Here is a 16994-nt window from a genome sequence, read left to right as displayed (position 1 = left end):
GGGACCGGTTAGCGCCCGTGTTCGGAAATCGTGTGGTCTTCGTGCGGTTCAGCGGACGTGCCATCGAGCGCGTCGGGTAACGGCGCGCTGGAAAGGTGTTCCGCGGAGGCGATTTCGGCGATGGCGGCACGCAACGTATCAAGACCCTGACCGGTGCGCGCGCTCAAAAAGACGCGCGAAATATTACCATACTCGTCCCGTTCGACCGCGTCGCCGCGGGCCGCCAGCTCGGGCACGGCGTCGATCTTGTTGAACACCAGCACCTGCCGGATCGTGTCCGCGCCGATCTCGTGCAGCACGCCGTTGACCTGCTCGATCTGCTCGAGCCTGACCGCGCTCGATGCGTCGACCACATGCAGCAACAGATCCGCATGGATCGTTTCCTCGAGGGTCGCGCGAAACGCCGCGACGAGCTGGTGAGGCAGCTCGCGGATGAACCCGACCGTATCGGACACGACGATCTGCCCGACCTCGTCGCCGAGGTACACGCGCCGCGACGTCGTATCGAGCGTCGCGAACAGCTGGTCGGCCGCATACGCCTGCGCTTTCGTCAGCGCATTGAACAGCGTCGACTTGCCCGCGTTCGTATAGCCGACGAGCGACACCGACATCGTGCCGCTGCGCGCGCGCTGCCGGCGCTGCGTATTGTGCTGGCGGCGCAGCCGATCGAGCCGCGACTTCAGCATCTTGATGCGTTCGCCGATCAACCGGCGGTCGGTTTCGAGCTGGGTTTCACCGGGGCCACGCAGGCCGATACCGCCCTTTTGCCGTTCGAGGTGGGTCCACGCGCGAATGAGCCGGGTCGACAGGTATTGAAGCTGCGCGAGCTCGACCTGCAGCTTGCCTTCGTGGCTGCGGGCACGCTGCGCGAAGATGTCGAGGATGAGGCTCGTGCGATCGACCACGCGCCTGTTAAGCGCCTGCTCCAGATTGCGTTGCTGGGCGGGCGCCAACGCGTGGTTGAAGATGACGATTTCGACGTTGTGCGCGTCGCAGGCAAGCCGCAGTTCTTCGGCTTTGCCGCTGCCGATGAACATCTTGGCATCGGGACTTGCGCGACGACCCGTGAGGGTGACGGCGGGACGGGCCCCCGCACTGGAGGCGAGAAGACTGAGTTCTTCGAGACTGGCTTCGAAATCGGTCTTGCCGAAATCGATGCCGACGAGCGCTGCGTTGATCAAATTATCGGGTGTCAAGATAAGGCGGCTGGCATCGGTCGCTCGCGGCGACCGGATGCCGGCCGCTGCAATAGGTTAGGACGAGGCTTCCGCGTCCGGGTGGAAATTCACCGGGCGCGCCGGCACGACCGTCGAGATGGCGTGCTTGTAAACCATCTGGGTCACCGTATTACGGAGCAACACGACGTACTGGTCGAACGATTCAATGTTCCCTTGCAGCTTGATGCCGTTGACGAGGTAGATCGAAACGGGAACGTGCTCTTTGCGCAGTGCGTTCAAAAACGGGTCTTGTAACAATTGCCCTTTGTTGCTCATGGCGTACTCCATCTTTTTTTGCAGGTTGATCTGGATTGGCGGCGAAGAAAAAGAGATCCGCTGCCAATCGCTACACTATAGCTGATTTTGCCTGCCCCGCCCGGGCATAGGCCATGTGGCCTAGCCCTTGTGGGACGCGCGTTGCAGACGTGCTTCAGCCCTTGTCCGCGTACGGGTTGTTCGACGAACGGAACTCTATGCGCAATGGAGTCCCGGTCAGCGAGAAAGTTTCGCGGAATCGGTTTTCGAGGTAACGCTTGTACGTTTCCGTCACTGCGTCGAGCGCGTTGCCGTGGATCACGATCAGCGGCGGATTCTGCCCGCCCTGGTGCGCGTAGCGCAGCTTCGGACGCACCGGGCCGCGACGGCGCGGCTGCTGGAATTCGACCGCCTCGATCAGCGCGCGCGTGAGCTTCGGCGTCGGCAGCTTCGCCATGGCCGCCGCGTACGCGTCGTCGACCGAGCGCATCAGCGCGCCGATGCCGGTCTTCTTCGCGGCCGAAATGTAGTGCGATTTCGCGAAGTCGAGGAATTTCAGCTTGCGGGTCAAATCCGCTTTCGCGCGGTCGCGCGCGTGGTCGTCGAGGCCGTCCCACTTGTTGACGCCGATCACCAGCGCGCGGCCCTGCTCGACGACGAAGCCGGCGATGTGCGCGTCCTGGTCGGAAATGTCCTGCTGCGCATCCAGCAGAAGAATGACGACGTTCGCGTCGGAGATCGATTGCAGCGTCTTCACGACCGAGAACTTCTCGATCGCCTCGAACACCTTGCCGCGGCGTCGCAGGCCGGCCGTGTCGATCAGCGTGTATTTCTTGCCGTTACGCTCGAAGTCGACGTAGATCGAATCGCGCGTCGTGCCCGGCATGTCGAACGCGATCACGCGGTCTTCGCCGATCAGCGCGTTGACGAGCGTCGACTTGCCGACGTTCGGACGGCCGACGATCGCGATCTTGATGCCGCGCGACGGATCGTCCTCGTCCGCTTCCTCGGGCTGGCCCGCGTACGCGACTTCGAGCGCCTCGTTGATCATGTCGGTCACGCCGTCGCCGTGCGCGGCCGAGATCGCGCGCGGATCGCCGAGCCCAAGCTCGTAGAAGTCCGTCGCGACCGCCGTGTACTTCATCCCCTCGGCCTTGTTGACGACCAGGAAGATCGGCCGGCCGGTCTTGCGCAGGTAGTCGGCGATCGACTTGTCCTGCGGCGCGAGCCCGTTACGGCCGTCGACGATGAACACGACGACGTCGGCTTCCTCGACGGCCTGCCGCGTCTGACGCGCCATTTCGTGCAGGATGCCGTCCTTCGCGACGGGCTCGAAGCCGCCGGTATCGACGACCAGGTACGGCCGTTCGCCGACGCGCCCTTCGCCGTAATGGCGATCGCGCGTCAGGCCCGGCAAGTCGGCGACCAGCGCATCGCGCGAGCGCGTGAGCCGGTTGAACAGCGTGGATTTCCCCACATTGGGGCGCCCAACAAGGGCAATGACCGGTTTCATCTGTGTTTTCTACGGTGAAGCGCAGCAGCGGGAGGCCCGCTGCTGCGGGCGGCTGCGCTGAATGAAAATATCACGAATTCGCGCCGCCTCGGATGCGCGCGCCCGGCGTGCGTTGCGCGCCGTCGTCTTTCGTCTCGAACTGCCTTTCAAATACCGAGCGGCCGGGAACGCCGGCCGCCTTCAAGTCGCGCAGCCGCGGCGCGCGGGACCCGCCCGCCGCGCCACGGCCACGCCTGTTTCCTGCGCGTCAGCGCGGGCGGAACCCGTACAGGCCGCCGTCCTTCGTCTGCACGACGAGCGTATTGCCCGCGAGGACCGGCGCCGCCGTAATCGCGCTGCCGTCGGTCTTCATCCGCGCGATGAAGCTGCCGTCCTCGCGCGACAGGAAGTGCACGAAGCCCTTGTAATCGCCCATCACGACCGCATGCCCGAGCAGGTACGGCACGCCGACGTCACGGCTCTTCAGCTTGTCGTTGCGCCAGAGCTGGTTGCCCGTGGCCGCGTCGTACGCGGTGACGACCGACCAGTCGTCGCCGCCGGCGACCACCGAATCGTCCTGCGCGAGGCCGCTGCGGCTCGAGAACGCCTTTTCCCACAGCGGACGGCCCGAGTTTGCATCGAAGCAGCCGAGCTGCCCCTGGAACGTCACCGCGCAGGCTTCCGCGCCGACGAGCGTCGGCGGGCCGCTGACGTCGTTGATGCGCTCGACCTCGGTCACGCCCTTCGGGAACGACACCGGGGTCTGCCAGAACGGCTCGCCCGTCTGCAGGTTGATCGCGACCAGACCGCCGCCCGGGAAGCCCGCGAGCACGGCCGCGTCGCCCGCGAACGTCATGCCGGCCGATACGCGCAGGTTCAGCGGCACCGCGCGGTTGCGGTAGTTCCACTTCTGCTCGCCCGTCTGCGCGTCGAACGCGATCACCTGGCCGTCGATCGTGCGGACGACCACGAGGCCGTTGCCGACGAGCGGCGGCGAGAAGATCTCGCCCTGCACGCTGGTCTTCCACAGCTGCTTGCCGTCCGGGCCCAGCACGAACACGCCGCCCTTCAACGCACCGACCGCGGTCAGGTTGCCGTCGCTGCCGACACCGGCCGACAGGTCCGAACCGACCTTCGAGCGCCACAGCGTCTGGCCCGTCTTCGCGTCGATCTTCTCGACCGAACCGTTTTCGCCCGCCGCATAGACGGCGTCGCCCACGGCCACCGGCGAGAACAGGTAGCGCCCGCCCTTGCCGACGCTCGCCTTCCAGACCTGTTGCACGTCCATGACGGGCTTGAACTCGGTGAGCGGAGTCGGCACGCGGCGCGCGTCCTTCGACGACGAGCAAGCCGCCAAAGCGAGGACAGCCGCCGCGCAGGCAACGGGCACAGCGTAACGTTTCAGCAAATTCATCGGTTAGCGAAGCAGAGTTAAGAGGTTGAGGGGACCGGGATTCAGCCGCCGAGCGCGTCCAGCTTGAACTGCACGAGCTGGCGCGCAGACTGGTCGTCCTTCGACAGGCCGTCGAGCGCGAGCTTGTAAGCCGCGCGCGCATCGTCGGCCTTGCCTTGCGCGGCCAGCAGATCGCCGCGACGATCGGCCACGAGGCCCTTGAATGCATCGACCGGCGTACCCGACAGCAGCGTGAGGCCCGCATCGTACGCCTTCTCGTCGAGCAGCAGCGACGCGAGACGCAGCTTCGCGATCTGCTTGTACTCGTCGTCCTTGGCGTGATCGACGGCCCATTGCAGCTGCGCCTTCGCGCCTGCCGCGTCGCCGGCCGCATACAGCGTCTTCGCGGCCGCGAGCGCCGTCATCTGCGCATACGGCGTGCGGCCGAACTTGTCTTCCATGTCGGCGGCCGCGCGGGCCATCGTCGCCTTGTCGTTCGCGGCGGCAGCCTTCTGGACCTGCTCGTACAGCCCGGACGCCTCGGCAGCCTGACGGCGCTGCCAGTAGTTCCAGCCGTTGAAACCGGCCGCGACGACGAGCGCCGCGAGCACGATCCACGTGGTGAGGTTGCCCCAGCGGGCCCACCACGCCTTGAGACTTTCAATCGATTCTTGTTCGTCGTGATAACTCATCGGCGAGCGATTCCTTCTTCCTGTTCAGGCTTTTCTTGTCGAGCGAATGCCAGCGCGATCAGTCGTCGCCGTCTTCGGCGGATGCAACCATCGCATTGATTAGGAATTCGGTCAAGCTTTCGACCGGTACGGTCTGCTGAACGTTCTTTTCCCCTTCCGCACCCGCGCCGCGCAACGCTTTCACGCCCACCGTGCCGTTCGCGACCTCTTCTTCGCCGAAGATCACCGCGAACGCGGCGCCGCTGGCATCGGCCCGCTTCATTTGCGACTTGAAGCTCGCCGGCGCGCCGTCGGCGCTGCAGTGGAAAATCACGTCGAGGCCCGTGTCGCGCAGGCGCTCGGCCGCGATGAACGCCTGTTCGCGCGCGGTTTCGCCCTGGTGCACGACGTACACGTCGACGCCTTCCTGCTCGGGCATGAGATCCTCTTCCTTCAGCAGCTCGAGGATGCGCTCGATGCCCATCGCCCAGCCGCACGCGGCGGTCGGCTTGCCGCCGAGCTGCTCGATCAGCGGATCGTAGCGGCCGCCGGCCGCGACCGTGCCCTGCGCGCCGAGCTTGTCGGTCACCCACTCGAACACGGTCAGGTTGTAGTAATCGAGGCCGCGCACGAGACGCGGGTTGATCTTGAACGGAATGTTGTTCGCGAGCAGCAGGCGCTGCAGCCCCTCGAAGTGTGCGCGCGACTCGTCGCCGAGGAAGTCGATCAGCTTCGGCGCGTTCTGCGCGATTTCCTGCAGCGCGGGATTCTTCGTGTCGAGCACGCGCAGCGGGTTCGTATACAGGCGGCGCTTTGCGTCCTCGTCGAGCACGTCGGCAAACTGCTCGAGGTACTTGATCAGCTCGACGCGGTGCGCGGCGCGCTCCTCGGCGAGGCCGAGCGAGTTGATCTCGAGCTTGATGCCGGTCAGGCCGAGGTCGTCCCACAGGCGCTGGCACATCATGATGATCTCGGCATCCGCATCGGGACCCGCGAAGCCGAGCGCCTCGACGCCGACCTGGTGGAACTGGCGATAACGGCCGCGCTGCGGACGCTCGTGACGGAACATCGGGCCGATGTACCACAGCCGCTTCGGGCCGTCGTACAGCATGTTGTGCTCGATCGACGCACGCACGACGGCCGCGGTGTTTTCCGGGCGCATCGTCAGGTTCTCGCCGTTCAGCGCGTCGGTGAAGCTGTACATCTCCTTCTCGACGATGTCGGTGACTTCGCCAATGCCGCGCGTGAAGAGCTGCGTATGTTCGACGATCGGCGTGCGGATGTTCTGGTAGCCGTACGCGCGCAGCAGCGATTTCACGGTAGCTTCGAAGAATTCCCACAGGCCGGCATCCTGCGGAAGGATGTCGTTCATGCCTTTGACGCCGGTGAGCTTCTCGATCTTGCGTTTCTGTTCAGTCATCGTTCGTGTGTGTGGACGAATTAGTTCAGGGCCTCGGTGCGGCCGTAATTGCGTGCGACGTAGTCGCTGACGATCTGCTGGAATTCCTCGGCGATCCGCTCGCCGCGCAGCGTCTTGACCTTCTCGCCGTCGATGAAGACGGGCGCGGCCGGGTTCTCGCCCGAACCCGGCAGGCTGATGCCGATGTTCGCGTGCTTCGATTCGCCCGGGCCGTTGACGATGCAGCCCATCACCGCGACGTTCATCTTCTCGACGCCCGGATATTCCTTGCGCCAGGCCGGCATCTGCTCGCGCAGATACGTCTGGATCTGCATCGCGAGTTCCTGGAACAGCGTGCTCGTCGTGCGGCCGCAGCCCGGGCACGCGATCACCATCGGCGCGAACGAGCGCAGGCCCATCGTCTGCAGGATTTCCTGGCCGACGATCACTTCGCCGGTGCGCGACGCGCCCGGCTCCGGCGTCAGCGAGATGCGGATCGTGTCGCCGATCCCTTCCTGGAGCAGCACGCCGAGCGCCGCCGTCGACGCGACGATGCCCTTCGAGCCCATGCCGGCCTCGGTCAGCCCGAGATGCAGCGCGAAGCCGCAGCGGCGGCCGAGTTCGCGGTACACGGCGATCAGGTCCTGCACGCCGCTGACCTTGCACGACAGCACGATGCGGTCGCGGCCCAAGCCAAGCTCCACCGCGCGTTCGGCCGAGCCGATCGCCGACTGGATCAGCGCCTCGTACATCACGCTCTGCGCGTCCCACGGCTGCGCCCGCGCGCCGTTCTCGTCCATCATGCGCGCGAGCAGGTCCTGGTCGAGGCTGCCCCAGTTCACGCCGATCCGCACCGGCTTGTCGTACTTCGCCGCGGCCTCGATCATCTGCGCGAACTGCGTGTCGCGCTTCGCGCCCTGACCGACGTTACCGGGGTTGATCCGGTACTTCGACAGCGACTCCGCGCAGCCCGGGTAGTCGCGCAGCAGCAGGTGGCCGTTGTAGTGGAAATCGCCGACGAGCGGCACGGTCACGCCCATCCGGTCGAGCTGCTCGCGAATCGCCGGCACGGCGGCCGCGGCTTCGGGCGTGTTGACCGTGATGCGCACCAGTTCGGAGCCCGCGTTCGCGAGTTCCTTGATCTGGATCGCCGTGCCGATCGCGTCGGCCGTGTCGGTATTCGTCATCGACTGCACGCGCACCGGCGCAGCGCCGCCGATCGTCACGAGTTGCCCGCCCCAGCGGACATCCACCGCATGCGATACACGGCGCGGCTGATGCCCGCCGAACACCGGCTCGGTTGAACAAATCTGACTGCTGCGTGGGGATTGAGCTTCGGATTGCATCGATAGATCCATTTACGCGGAATGCGCCGCGACGCGGCGCATGAATTGAAAAAGCGCCGTGCCCTCACGGCCTGCCGATATCGACGGCAAGCCTTCGCCACGGCGCTTGACGTCAGGGCAACGTGAACCGCGCCACGTTACCCCGCGCTGCCGAATATTTTGCCGGATCGACCGGTTTTCCGTCGAACGCAACCGCGTCGAGGCCGGCCTTGTTGCCGATCGTGACCTTGAACGGCCCGTCACCGGCAACCTGCTTCGTTTCGCCGGCGCGCACCAGCGCCGAGAACAGCTCCTTGCCGTTCTTGTCGCGCACGCTGAACCAGCAATCCTGCTTGACCTTCAGTTCGACCGTCGACTGGCCTGCCGCGACCACGACGCTCGCCGGCTGGGCCGGCGCGGCCGTGCTCGCCGCTGCCGTTGCCGTTGCCGCCACGGGCTGCGATGCCGCCGCCGTCGCGACCGGGGCCGCGGGTGCCGGAACAGCCGGCGCGATCGCCTGCGCCGGGACAGCCGAGGCAGCAGCTGGGGCCGGAACCTCATTCGCCACCGCCGCCGACGCGCCGTTCGTGGCCGCTTCTTCGGCAGACGACGATGCCGCCGCCGCGCTCGCGGCCGACGCATGTTCGGCGTCGCCGCCCTTGAAGCGCGCGAGCAGGCTCGACGAATCGCCGCCAGTGTGCCACATCAGTACGGCGACCACCGCGACGATGACGATCCCCGTTCCCCACAGCCACGGATGGTGGCGCGACGAGCCGCCCAGCGGAATCGACACGCGGCCGCGCGGCAGATCCGTGCCCGACGACGCCGGCATCGACAGGTCGACTTCCGGCACCCCGCGCTCGCGGCGCAGCGCCTGCGCGAACGGTTCCGGATCGACGCCGAGCATCTTCGCGTAGCTGCGCACGACCCCGAGCGCGAACGTCACGCCGGGCAAATGGCTGATGTCGCCGGCCTCGAGCGCCCGGAGCTTTTGCGGTGCGACCTTGAGTCGCGCCGACACGTCGTCGACCGACCAGCCCTTCGTCTCCCGAAGCTGCGCCAGCCGGCTGCCGACCGCCGCCAGCGATTCCAGTCCCGCCGGTGCCGGTTTCGCGGCATTCGTCTCTGCGCCGTTAGACGGCTGCGGCTCACTCATCCTTGTCCTCGCGTCGATTCTTCTTCACTGGCGGCTGCCGCCGGCTCCCGCCGGCCGGCACCCGCAACGGTCCGTACCATGCGCGGCGCCGAGGCGCCGCGACCGATCGCTATTCGCGTGTTGCACCGCCAAAGGGTTCGGGCACCCCGGCCAGGTGCCCCCGTCAAACTGCCCGAACTTCGATGATTTTTCCTGCTGCGCCCGTTCGTTCCGCGAGGCGCGTACGATCCTTCACCGCGCCGGCCAGTTGCCCGCACGCGGCGTCGATGTCGTCGCCGCGCGTCTTGCGCACGGTGGTGACGACACCCGCGTCGATGAGGACCTGCGCGAAGCGCTTGATCTGCTCCGGCTTCGAGCGGATGAGGCCCGATTCCGGAAACGGATTGAACGGGATCAGGTTGAACTTGCACGGCACGTCGCGCGTGACGGCCAGCAGTTCGCGCGCATGCGCTTCGGTGTCGTTGACGCCGTCGAGCATGCAGTATTCGAAAGTAATGAAGTCGCGCGGCGCGACTTTCAGATAACGCTGGCACGCAGCCATCAGCTCGCGAAGCGGATACTTCTTGTTGAGCGGCACCAGCTCGTCGCGCAGCGCATCGTTCGGTGCATGCAGCGAAACGGCCAGCGCGACCGGCAACTCGGCGCCGAGGCGGTCCATCATCGGCACCACGCCGGACGTCGACAGCGTGACGCGACGGCGCGACAGGCCGTACGCGTTGTCGTCGAGCATCAGCCGCATCGCGGGCACGACCGCGCTGTAATTCAGGAGCGGCTCGCCCATGCCCATCATCACCACGTTGGTGACGACCCGTTCGGCCTTGCCGTTCGGGCCGGGCGCGCGGCCCAGCGACGCTCGCAATGCAAATTCGGCCATGCGGAGCTGGCCGATGATTTCGGCGGTCGACAGGTTGCGGGAGAAGCCCTGCTTGCCCGTCGAGCAGAAGCGGCAGTTCACCGCGCACCCGGCCTGCGACGACACGCACAGCGTGCCGCGCGTCTCTTCCGGGATGAACACGGTTTCGACCGCATTGCCGTTTCCGACGTCGATCAGCCACTTGCGCGTGCCGTCGGTGGAAACGTGATCGCTGGCGATATCCGGCATCACGATCGATGCGCGGCCCTTGAGTTTTTCCCTCAGGGACTTCGCGAGATCGGTCATGCCGTCGAAATCGCCGGCGTTGTACTGGTGGATCCAGCGCTGCAACTGCTTGGCGCGGAACGGCTTCTCGCCCAGGCTGCCGCAGTACGCGACAAGACCCTCGGCGTCGAAGTCGAGAAGATTGACGGAAGTTTCGCTCGTCATGATGTGCTGCCTTGCCGCGTGCGCTGAATCCTGCCTACTTGCTGTCAGCCAGGGCTTAACGCGAGTAAACGTTCATTTCCGGGAAGAAGAACGCGATTTCGACCGCTGCCGTTTCCGCAGCGTCCGAGCCGTGCACGGCGTTCGCGTCGATGCTGTCGGCGAAGTCGGCGCGGATCGTGCCCTGTTCCGCCTTCTTCGGATCCGTCGCGCCCATCAGGTCGCGGTTCTTCAGGATCGCGCCTTCACCTTCCAGAACCTGGATCATCACCGGGCCCGAGATCATGAAATCGACGAGATCCTTGAAGAACGGACGCGCTGCGTGAACTGCGTAGAACTTCTCTGCGTCTGCACGCGACAGGTGTGCCATGCGCGATGCGACGATCTTCAGGCCGGCGCCTTCGAAACGGCTGTAGATCTGGCCGATCACGTTCTTTGCCACCGCATCCGGCTTGATGATCGACAGGGTGCGCTCGATTGCCATAAAAACTCCAAAAAATTAAGAAGTTACAGGTTCAAATGAATCCGCTATTGTAGCACGATCCCGTGTATCATTGCGATTGAACCCTTACACGAATGAAAGGTTCAGAATCCATATGTTTTGTTCCGCCGAGCCATTGAAACCTCGCGGCACGGAACGTATCTTAGCCATAGCTGCCCCGGTTTGCTGCGCCGCACATCGCGCGCGCCGAACCGGCCCCGGACGCCCACGCGTTCAATGTTAGGAGAAACCATGAACGACTATCCGTACAATTTCGGCCGCGGCGGTTCCGTCAGCACCGCCGAGATTCGCAACCGCGTGCTGCGGAACACGTACTGGCTGCTCGCGCTGTCGATGGTGCCGACCGTGCTGGGCGCCTGGGTCGGCGTCGCGACGGGCTTCTCGCTGTTCGCGGCCACGAGCCCGATGATGAGCCTGCTCGCGTTCTTCGCGATCGCGTTCGGCTTCATGTTCGCGATCGAGCGGACCAAAAACAGCGCGGCCGGCGTGTTCGTGCTGCTCGGCTTCACGTTCTTCATGGGCCTGATGCTGTCGCGGCTGCTGAGCTTCATCCTCGGCTTCTCGAACGGGCCGTCGCTGATCATGCTCGCGTTCGGCGGCACCGGCATCATCTTCGCCACGATGGCGACGGTCGCCACCGTCAGCAAGCGCGACTTCTCCGGGCTCGGCAAGTGGCTGTTCATGGGCGTGATCGTGATCCTGCTCGCGTCGGTCGCGAACATCTTCCTGCAACTGCCGGCACTGATGCTCACCGTGTCGGTGCTCGCGATCGCGATCTTCTCGGCCTACATGCTGTTCGACGTCCAGCGCGTCGTGAACGGCGGCGAGACGAACTACATCTCGGCCACGCTCGCGATCTACCTCGACCTGTACAACGTGTTCACGAACCTGCTCGCGCTGCTCGGCATCTTCGGCGGCAACCGCAACTGACGTTCGCTGCGCACCATGAAGAAACCGGCCCGCGGGCCGGTTTTTTTACGTCCGCCACCCGGCTCAGTCGCGCTCGAACAGCGCGATCGATTCGACGTGCGACGTATTCGGGAACATGTTCACGACCCCGGCGCCCTTCAGCCGGTAGCCGGCCTCGTGCACGAGCAGGCCCGCATCGCGCGCGAGCGTCGACGGGTTGCACGACACGTAGACGATGCGCTTCGGCAGCGGGCCTTCGCCGCTCTGCGCGATCTCGGCCAGCGCCTTCGACACCGCGAGCGCGCCTTCGCGCGGCGGGTCGATCAGGAACTTGTCGAATGCGCCGAGCGCACGGAGGTCGTCGCCCGTCACTTCGAACAGGTTCCGGCACGCGAACGTCGTGTGGCCGTCGACACCATTCTCGCGTGCGTTCGCCAGCGCGCGCGTGGTCAGCGTGTCGCTGCCCTCGATGCCCATCACTTCGCGCGACAGCCGCGCGAGCGGCAGCGTGAAGTTGCCGATCCCGCAGAACAGGTCGAGCACGCGATCGTCGCGCGACGGCGCGAGCAGGCGCAGCGCACGCCCCACCAGCACGCGGTTGATCTGATGGTTGACCTGCGTGAAGTCGGTCGGCTTGAACGGCATGCGGATGCCGAATTCCGGCAGCGTGTAATCGAGCGATACGTCGAGCGGATAGAACGGCGTCACCGTGTCCGGCCCCTTCGGCTGCAGCCAGAACTGCACGTTGTGCTCGTCCGCGAACGCGCGCAGCAGCGCTTCGTCGTCCGCGTTGATCGGCTCCAGCACCCGCAGCACGAGCGCCGTGACGGCCGAGCCGACCGCGAGTTCGATCTGCGGCATCCGGTCGCGAATCGACAGCCCCTCGACGAGCCGGCGCAGCGGCACGAGCATTGCCGACACGTGCGGCGGCAGCACTTCGCAGCTCGTCATGTCGGCGACATAGCTGCTCTTCTTCTCGTGGAACCCGACCAGCACGCCGCCCTTCTTCGCGACGTTGCGCACGGTCAGGCGCGCCCGGTAGCGATAGCCCCACGACGGACCGTGGATCGGCGCGAACATCGTTTCCGCGCGCAGCTTCGCCAGGTGCCACAGGTTGTCTTCGAGCACGCGCTGCTTGACCGCCACCTGCGCGCGCATGTCGAGATGCTGCATCGAGCAGCCGCCGCAGGTGCCGAAGAATTTGCATTTCGGCTGCGTGCGCATCACGCTCGGGCGCAGAATGTCGACGACCGTCGCCTGCTCGTAGCTCGGCTTGCGGCGATAGCTCGAATAGGTCACGCGCTCGCCCGGCAGCGCGCCTTCGACGAAGATCACCTTGCCCGGCTGACCGTCCTCGGTCATCGTGCGGCCGACACCGCGCGCTTCCATGTCGAGCGATTCGATCTCGAGAACCGGGGCGGGCCCGGGCGCGACGGGCGCGTTTTTCGATTTGCGCGCAGAAGTGGGGACGGCTTCGGACACCAGCTTTTCCTGACAAACGTTGAAGAAGGCGAGATTGTAGACGACGAAGGCCCCCGTCGCCCGCTTTCGTCGCGCAAGCGTCGATGCCGATGTGCATGGCGCGCTGCGCGGCGCGAGAATGGTCCGCAGACAGATACCCCGCCACCGCGCCGCCGGCACGGATGCAACGCACCGCGCACGGCCGACCGGCGGCACGGGTTGTGCTCGCCGGAAAGAATCTCAGGAGATTCGACCATGCGATTGATCGACTGGAACATCCAATGGGGTCGAGACGCGGACGGCGTCGTCGATCTCTCCCGTACCGTCGCGGCCATCCGCCGGCTCGGCGATTTCGACGTGCTGTGCCTGCAGGAGGTCACACGCGGCTTCGACGCACTGCCCGGCCGGCCACGCACCGACCAGTTCGCTGAACTCGCGGCGCTGCTGCCCGGCTATACGATCGTCGACGCCATCGGCGCCGACCTGCCGGCGATCCGGCCGGAGGCACCGCGCCGCCAGTTCGGCAACGCGATCGCGACGCGGCTGCCGGTCGGGCGCGTGCTGCGCCAATCGCTGCCGTGGCCGGCCGACGCCGGCGCGCCGTCGATGCCGCGCGTCGCGCTCGACATCGAGTTGCAGGCGCCCTTCGGGGCGTTGCGCGTGGTTACCACGCATCTGGAATATTACTCGGCGCGCCAGCGGCTTGCGCAGGTCGACGCGCTGCGCGACCGGCATCGCGAAGCCTGCGCGCACGCGGAACAACCCGCTCCCGCCGAAACCGCCGAGGGGCCGTTCAGCGCGACCGGACAACCGCGCGATGCGATCGTCTGCGGCGATTTCAACAGCGCATTCGGCAGCGACGCGTACCGGCGTTTCCTGGAGCCGATGGCCGACGCGCCGAGTTTCGTCGACGCATGGGTCGCACGGCATCCCGGCCGTACGCCGCCGCCGACGGCCGGCGTCTACGATACGGTGCAATGGTCGGAGGGGCCGCTCGCGTGCGATTTCGTGTTCGTGACCGACACGCTGTTGCCACGCGTCGTCCGCTGCGAGATCGACGGCGACGTACGCGCGTCCGATCACCAGCCGGTGCTGCTGGAACTGGCCTGATCGCGCCGGTTGCCGCGCAGGCCGCCCGCGCTACGCGGCGAAGCCGGCCAGGTATTCGACCCAGTGCGGCGCCGGTTCCTGCGCAAGCGCGTTCTTCACGATCAGGATCTCGTCCGCGTACTCGCTCGGCGTCAGGCCGCCGCGCATCAACTGGAACCGGCAATACAGCAGGTACGTGTTGACGACGTCGGTTTCGCAATAGTTGCGGATTTCGTCGATCCGCCCGTCCTGGAACGCCGGCCATACCTGGCTGCCGTCCATCCCGAGCTTGCCCGGAAAGCCGCACAGCTTCGCCAGCGCGTCGAGCGGCGCGTTCGCGCGCGCCTGATACATCGCGAGCACATCCATCAGGTCGGTATGCCGCGAGTGATAGCGCGCGATGTAGTTGTTCCACTTGAATTCGCGGTCGTCCTCGCCGAGATCCCAGTAGCGGGTGGCGGGAATGCCGTGCACGAGCGCGCGGTAATGCAGCACCGGCAGATCGAAACCGCCGCCGTTCCACGATACGAGCTGCGGCGTGTATTTCTCGATCACGCGGTAGAACGACTGGATCAGCGTGGCTTCGTCGTCCTGCGGTGTCCCGAGCGAGCGCACGCGAAAACCGTTGTTGTCGCGGAACACGCACGAGATCGCCGCGATCCGCTGCAGGTGGTGCGGCAGGAAATCGCTGCCGGTCTTCTCGCGGCGCGCGGCGAACGCGTGTTCGGCCACCGCGGCATCGTCGAGCGTCGCGGGCAGGTCTTCCAGACGGCGAATGCCGTCGACATCGGGAATCGTCTCGATGTCAAAAACAAGAATCGGAGTCATTGGTTACAGAACGGCGTCCTTGCGCACGCCGTTGGAGGCGAAGAACCGCTTGAGGCGCACCAGCGCTTCCTGCTGGATCTGCCGCACGCGCTCGCGCGTGAGCCCCATCTCGTCGGCGAGCTCCTCGAGCGTCGCCGGTTCGATGTGGTTCAGGCCGAAGCGGCGCTCGATCACGTGCCGGTGCTTGTCAGACAGCCGCGACAGCCACGCGCGCGTCAGCGTTTCGAGCTCGCGGTGCTGCACCTCGGCGTCGGGCGACTGGCTCTGGTCGTCGGGCAGCAGGTCGAGCAGGCTGCTCGCGGGATCGAGGTCGAGCGGCGCGTCGAGCGACGCCGTGTGTTCGTTGAGCGCGAGGATATCGGTGACTTCCTCGGCGGTCTTGCCGGTGAGATAGGCGATGTCGTCGATGCTGGCTTCGCGGCGTTCGGCCGCCTCGCCCGTCGACATCGAATTCTTTTCGAGGTGGCGCTTCGCGCGCAGCACCTGGTTCAGTTCGCGGATCACGTGCACGGGCAGGCGCACCGTGCGGGCCTGGTTCATGATCGCCCGCTCGATGCTCTGCCGGATCCACCACGTTGCGTAGGTCGAGAAACGGAAACCACGCGTCGGGTCGAATTTCTCGATCGCGTGCATCAGGCCGAGATTGCCTTCCTCGATCAGGTCGAGCAGCGGCACGCCGCGGTTCAGGTACCCCTTCGCGATACTGACGACGAGACGCAGGTTGCGCTCGATCATCACCTGCCGCGCCTCGAATTCGCCGGCCTTCGCCAGGCGCGAATAGCGCTGCTCTTCCTCGACGGTCAGCAGCGGCTTCACGCTGATGCGGTTCAGGTAATGCTGGATCGTATCGGCCGTGAGCTCGGCCTGCAGCAGCGTGCGGAAATCGTCGACGTCGGGCGCTGCTTCCTGGCGGCCTTCGCGCTCGTCGTCGCCACCCTCGGCCTCGGTGTCGCGTGCCTCGAGATCACGATCGTTTTCCGCGACGTCGTCCTCGTCGTCCGTCGAAGCACCCACTCGCCCCACCGATGCTTGCGTGGCACGACTGATCTTCTCAGACTCGGCTTGCGGCTCGTGGCGCTTCGATTTCGGCATGGTCGTCTCGGTTATTGAGGCGGCAAATACTTCAGCGGATCGACAGGCTTACCCTGCCGGCGAACCTCGAAATGCAGCATCACGCGGTCGGCATCGCTGTTACCCATCTCGGCGATCTTCTGCCCCTTCGTTACCGCGTCCCCCTCTTTTACCATCAAAGCGCGATTGTGTGCATACGCCGTGAGGTAAGTTGCATCGTGTTTGATGATAATGAGGTTGCCGTAGCCACGCAGACCGTTGCCGGAGTAAACGACGCGGCCGTCGGCCGCCGCCTTCACGGCCTCGCCGGCCGTCCCGCCGATATTGACACCCTTGTTCTTCGCATCGTCGAACCCGTTCAGCACGGGGCCGCGCGCGGGCCACGCGAACGTCACGGGGCCGCTCGGCGCGGCCGCCGTATCGCTCGATCCGCTTGCCGCAGCCGGCGGCGTGGCGGCGAGCGCGGACGACGTGCCCGCGGCCGGCGTGGCCGGACCGCTGCTCAGCGGTGCGGTCGCGACCGCACCACCGGCGATCGGCGCGGTGGCCGGCGCGCCCGCGACCGCGGCGCCGCCCGGCGGCGCCACGCGCAGCAGCTGGTCGACTTCGATCTGGTTCGGGTTGGTCAGATTGTTCCACGACGCGATGTCGCGATAGTTCTGCCCGTTCTCGAGTGCGATCCGGTACAGCGTGTCGCCCGGTTTCACACGGTAGAAGCCAGGCGGCGGCGGGCCGAGCGGCACCGCCGGTTGTGCGGCAGCGGTCGTGCCGAGCGTGCCGGAGCGGTCGACGACGGGCGCGTTGTCGAGCCGCGTCGCACAGGCGGCCAGTAGCGTGGAGAACGCAGCCACACAGATCGCGCGCTGGGCGAGCGTGAGCGGTTCCCTGGATCGGTTGTTTTGCATCGCGCGCAACATACTCATCGG

16 protein-coding genes are annotated in these 16994 nt (G+C 66.0%); 2 read left to right on the top strand and 14 right to left on the bottom strand.

Annotation, left to right across the window (positions count from 1 at the left end; genetic code table 11):
* Nucleotides 1-8: 8 nt before the first annotated feature.
* From hflX to ndk, 10 genes are all read right to left on the bottom strand, one after another.
* The gene (gene hflX / locus HWW87_RS07010) at nt 9-1181 is read right to left on the bottom strand and encodes a GTPase HflX (RefSeq protein ID WP_174390439.1); all 1173 of its coding nucleotides are present in this window, start codon (nt 1179-1181) and stop codon (nt 9-11) included.
* A gap of 72 nt (nt 1182-1253) precedes the next feature.
* A complete protein-coding gene (gene hfq, locus HWW87_RS07005; RefSeq protein WP_006399927.1) occupies nt 1254-1493 on the bottom strand; it encodes an RNA chaperone Hfq in 240 nt (79 codons plus the stop codon).
* A gap of 154 nt (nt 1494-1647) precedes the next feature.
* Nucleotides 1648-2985 (bottom strand): ribosome biogenesis GTPase Der, encoded by a 1338-nt coding sequence (gene der, locus HWW87_RS07000; protein WP_014896912.1) that lies wholly within the window; start codon nt 2983-2985, stop codon nt 1648-1650.
* A gap of 247 nt (nt 2986-3232) precedes the next feature.
* Entirely contained in the window at nt 3233-4378 is a 1146-nt protein-coding gene (gene bamB, locus HWW87_RS06995; protein WP_175819716.1) for an outer membrane protein assembly factor BamB, read from the bottom strand.
* A gap of 41 nt (nt 4379-4419) precedes the next feature.
* Entirely contained in the window at nt 4420-5049 is a 630-nt protein-coding gene (locus tag HWW87_RS06990) for a tetratricopeptide repeat protein (RefSeq protein WP_175819715.1), read from the bottom strand.
* Nucleotides 5050-5107: 58 nt separating this feature from the next.
* A complete protein-coding gene (gene hisS, locus HWW87_RS06985; protein ID WP_175819714.1) occupies nt 5108-6448 on the bottom strand; it encodes a histidine--tRNA ligase in 1341 nt (446 codons plus the stop codon).
* A 20-nt stretch (nt 6449-6468) separates the two neighbouring features.
* The gene (gene ispG / locus HWW87_RS06980; protein ID WP_175819713.1) at nt 6469-7773 is read right to left on the bottom strand and encodes a flavodoxin-dependent (E)-4-hydroxy-3-methylbut-2-enyl-diphosphate synthase; all 1305 of its coding nucleotides are present in this window, start codon (nt 7771-7773) and stop codon (nt 6469-6471) included.
* A gap of 112 nt (nt 7774-7885) precedes the next feature.
* Nucleotides 7886-8908 carry a helix-turn-helix domain-containing protein gene (locus HWW87_RS06975; RefSeq protein WP_175819712.1) on the bottom strand — a complete coding sequence of 341 codons (1023 nt, stop codon included), beginning with the start codon at nt 8906-8908 and terminating at the stop codon, nt 7886-7888.
* Nucleotides 8909-9071: 163 nt separating this feature from the next.
* Nucleotides 9072-10211: a 23S rRNA (adenine(2503)-C(2))-methyltransferase RlmN gene (gene rlmN, locus HWW87_RS06970; protein ID WP_011549686.1), complete on the bottom strand. Its 1140-nt coding sequence runs from the start codon at nt 10209-10211 to the stop codon at nt 9072-9074.
* Between the two features lie 55 nt (nt 10212-10266).
* On the bottom strand, nt 10267-10692 hold the full coding sequence (gene ndk, locus HWW87_RS06965; RefSeq protein WP_174383085.1) for a nucleoside-diphosphate kinase: 426 nt from the start codon (nt 10690-10692) through the stop codon (nt 10267-10269).
* Between the two features lie 249 nt (nt 10693-10941).
* Here ndk and HWW87_RS06960 point away from each other — a divergent pair, with 249 nt between their 5' ends.
* Nucleotides 10942-11640, top strand: a complete 699-nt coding sequence (locus tag HWW87_RS06960; protein WP_175819711.1) for a Bax inhibitor-1/YccA family protein — start codon at nt 10942-10944, stop codon at nt 11638-11640.
* A 63-nt stretch (nt 11641-11703) separates the two neighbouring features.
* Here the strand turns inward: HWW87_RS06960 and rlmD are convergent, their stop codons facing one another.
* Nucleotides 11704-13008: a 23S rRNA (uracil(1939)-C(5))-methyltransferase RlmD gene (gene rlmD / locus HWW87_RS06955; protein ID WP_254616752.1), complete on the bottom strand. Its 1305-nt coding sequence runs from the start codon at nt 13006-13008 to the stop codon at nt 11704-11706.
* 327 nt (nt 13009-13335) lie between these two features.
* Here rlmD and HWW87_RS06950 point away from each other — a divergent pair, with 327 nt between their 5' ends.
* Nucleotides 13336-14190 (top strand): endonuclease/exonuclease/phosphatase family protein, encoded by an 855-nt coding sequence (locus tag HWW87_RS06950; protein WP_175819710.1) that lies wholly within the window; start codon nt 13336-13338, stop codon nt 14188-14190.
* A 30-nt stretch (nt 14191-14220) separates the two neighbouring features.
* Here HWW87_RS06950 and HWW87_RS06945 read toward each other — a convergent pair whose 3' ends face one another.
* Genes HWW87_RS06945 through HWW87_RS06935 form a run of 3 tightly spaced genes read right to left on the bottom strand, consistent with a single transcriptional unit; the run spans nt 14221 to nt 16991 of the window.
* Complete coding sequence (locus HWW87_RS06945; RefSeq protein WP_175819709.1) at nt 14221-14997, bottom strand: 3'-5' exonuclease; 777 nt, start codon at nt 14995-14997, stop codon at nt 14221-14223.
* A gap of 3 nt (nt 14998-15000) precedes the next feature.
* Nucleotides 15001-16089 carry an RNA polymerase sigma factor RpoS gene (gene rpoS, locus HWW87_RS06940; RefSeq protein ID WP_175819708.1) on the bottom strand — a complete coding sequence of 363 codons (1089 nt, stop codon included), beginning with the start codon at nt 16087-16089 and terminating at the stop codon, nt 15001-15003.
* A gap of 11 nt (nt 16090-16100) precedes the next feature.
* Complete coding sequence (locus HWW87_RS06935; protein WP_175819707.1) at nt 16101-16991, bottom strand: peptidoglycan DD-metalloendopeptidase family protein; 891 nt, start codon at nt 16989-16991, stop codon at nt 16101-16103.
* Between the last annotated feature and the right edge of the window lie 3 nt (nt 16992-16994).

This window comes from Burkholderia sp. BCC0419, assembly GCF_902830285.1.
In the GTDB taxonomy this organism is placed as follows: Bacteria; Pseudomonadota; Gammaproteobacteria; order Burkholderiales; family Burkholderiaceae; genus Burkholderia.
This window is presented reverse-complemented; position numbering and strand designations above follow the sequence as displayed.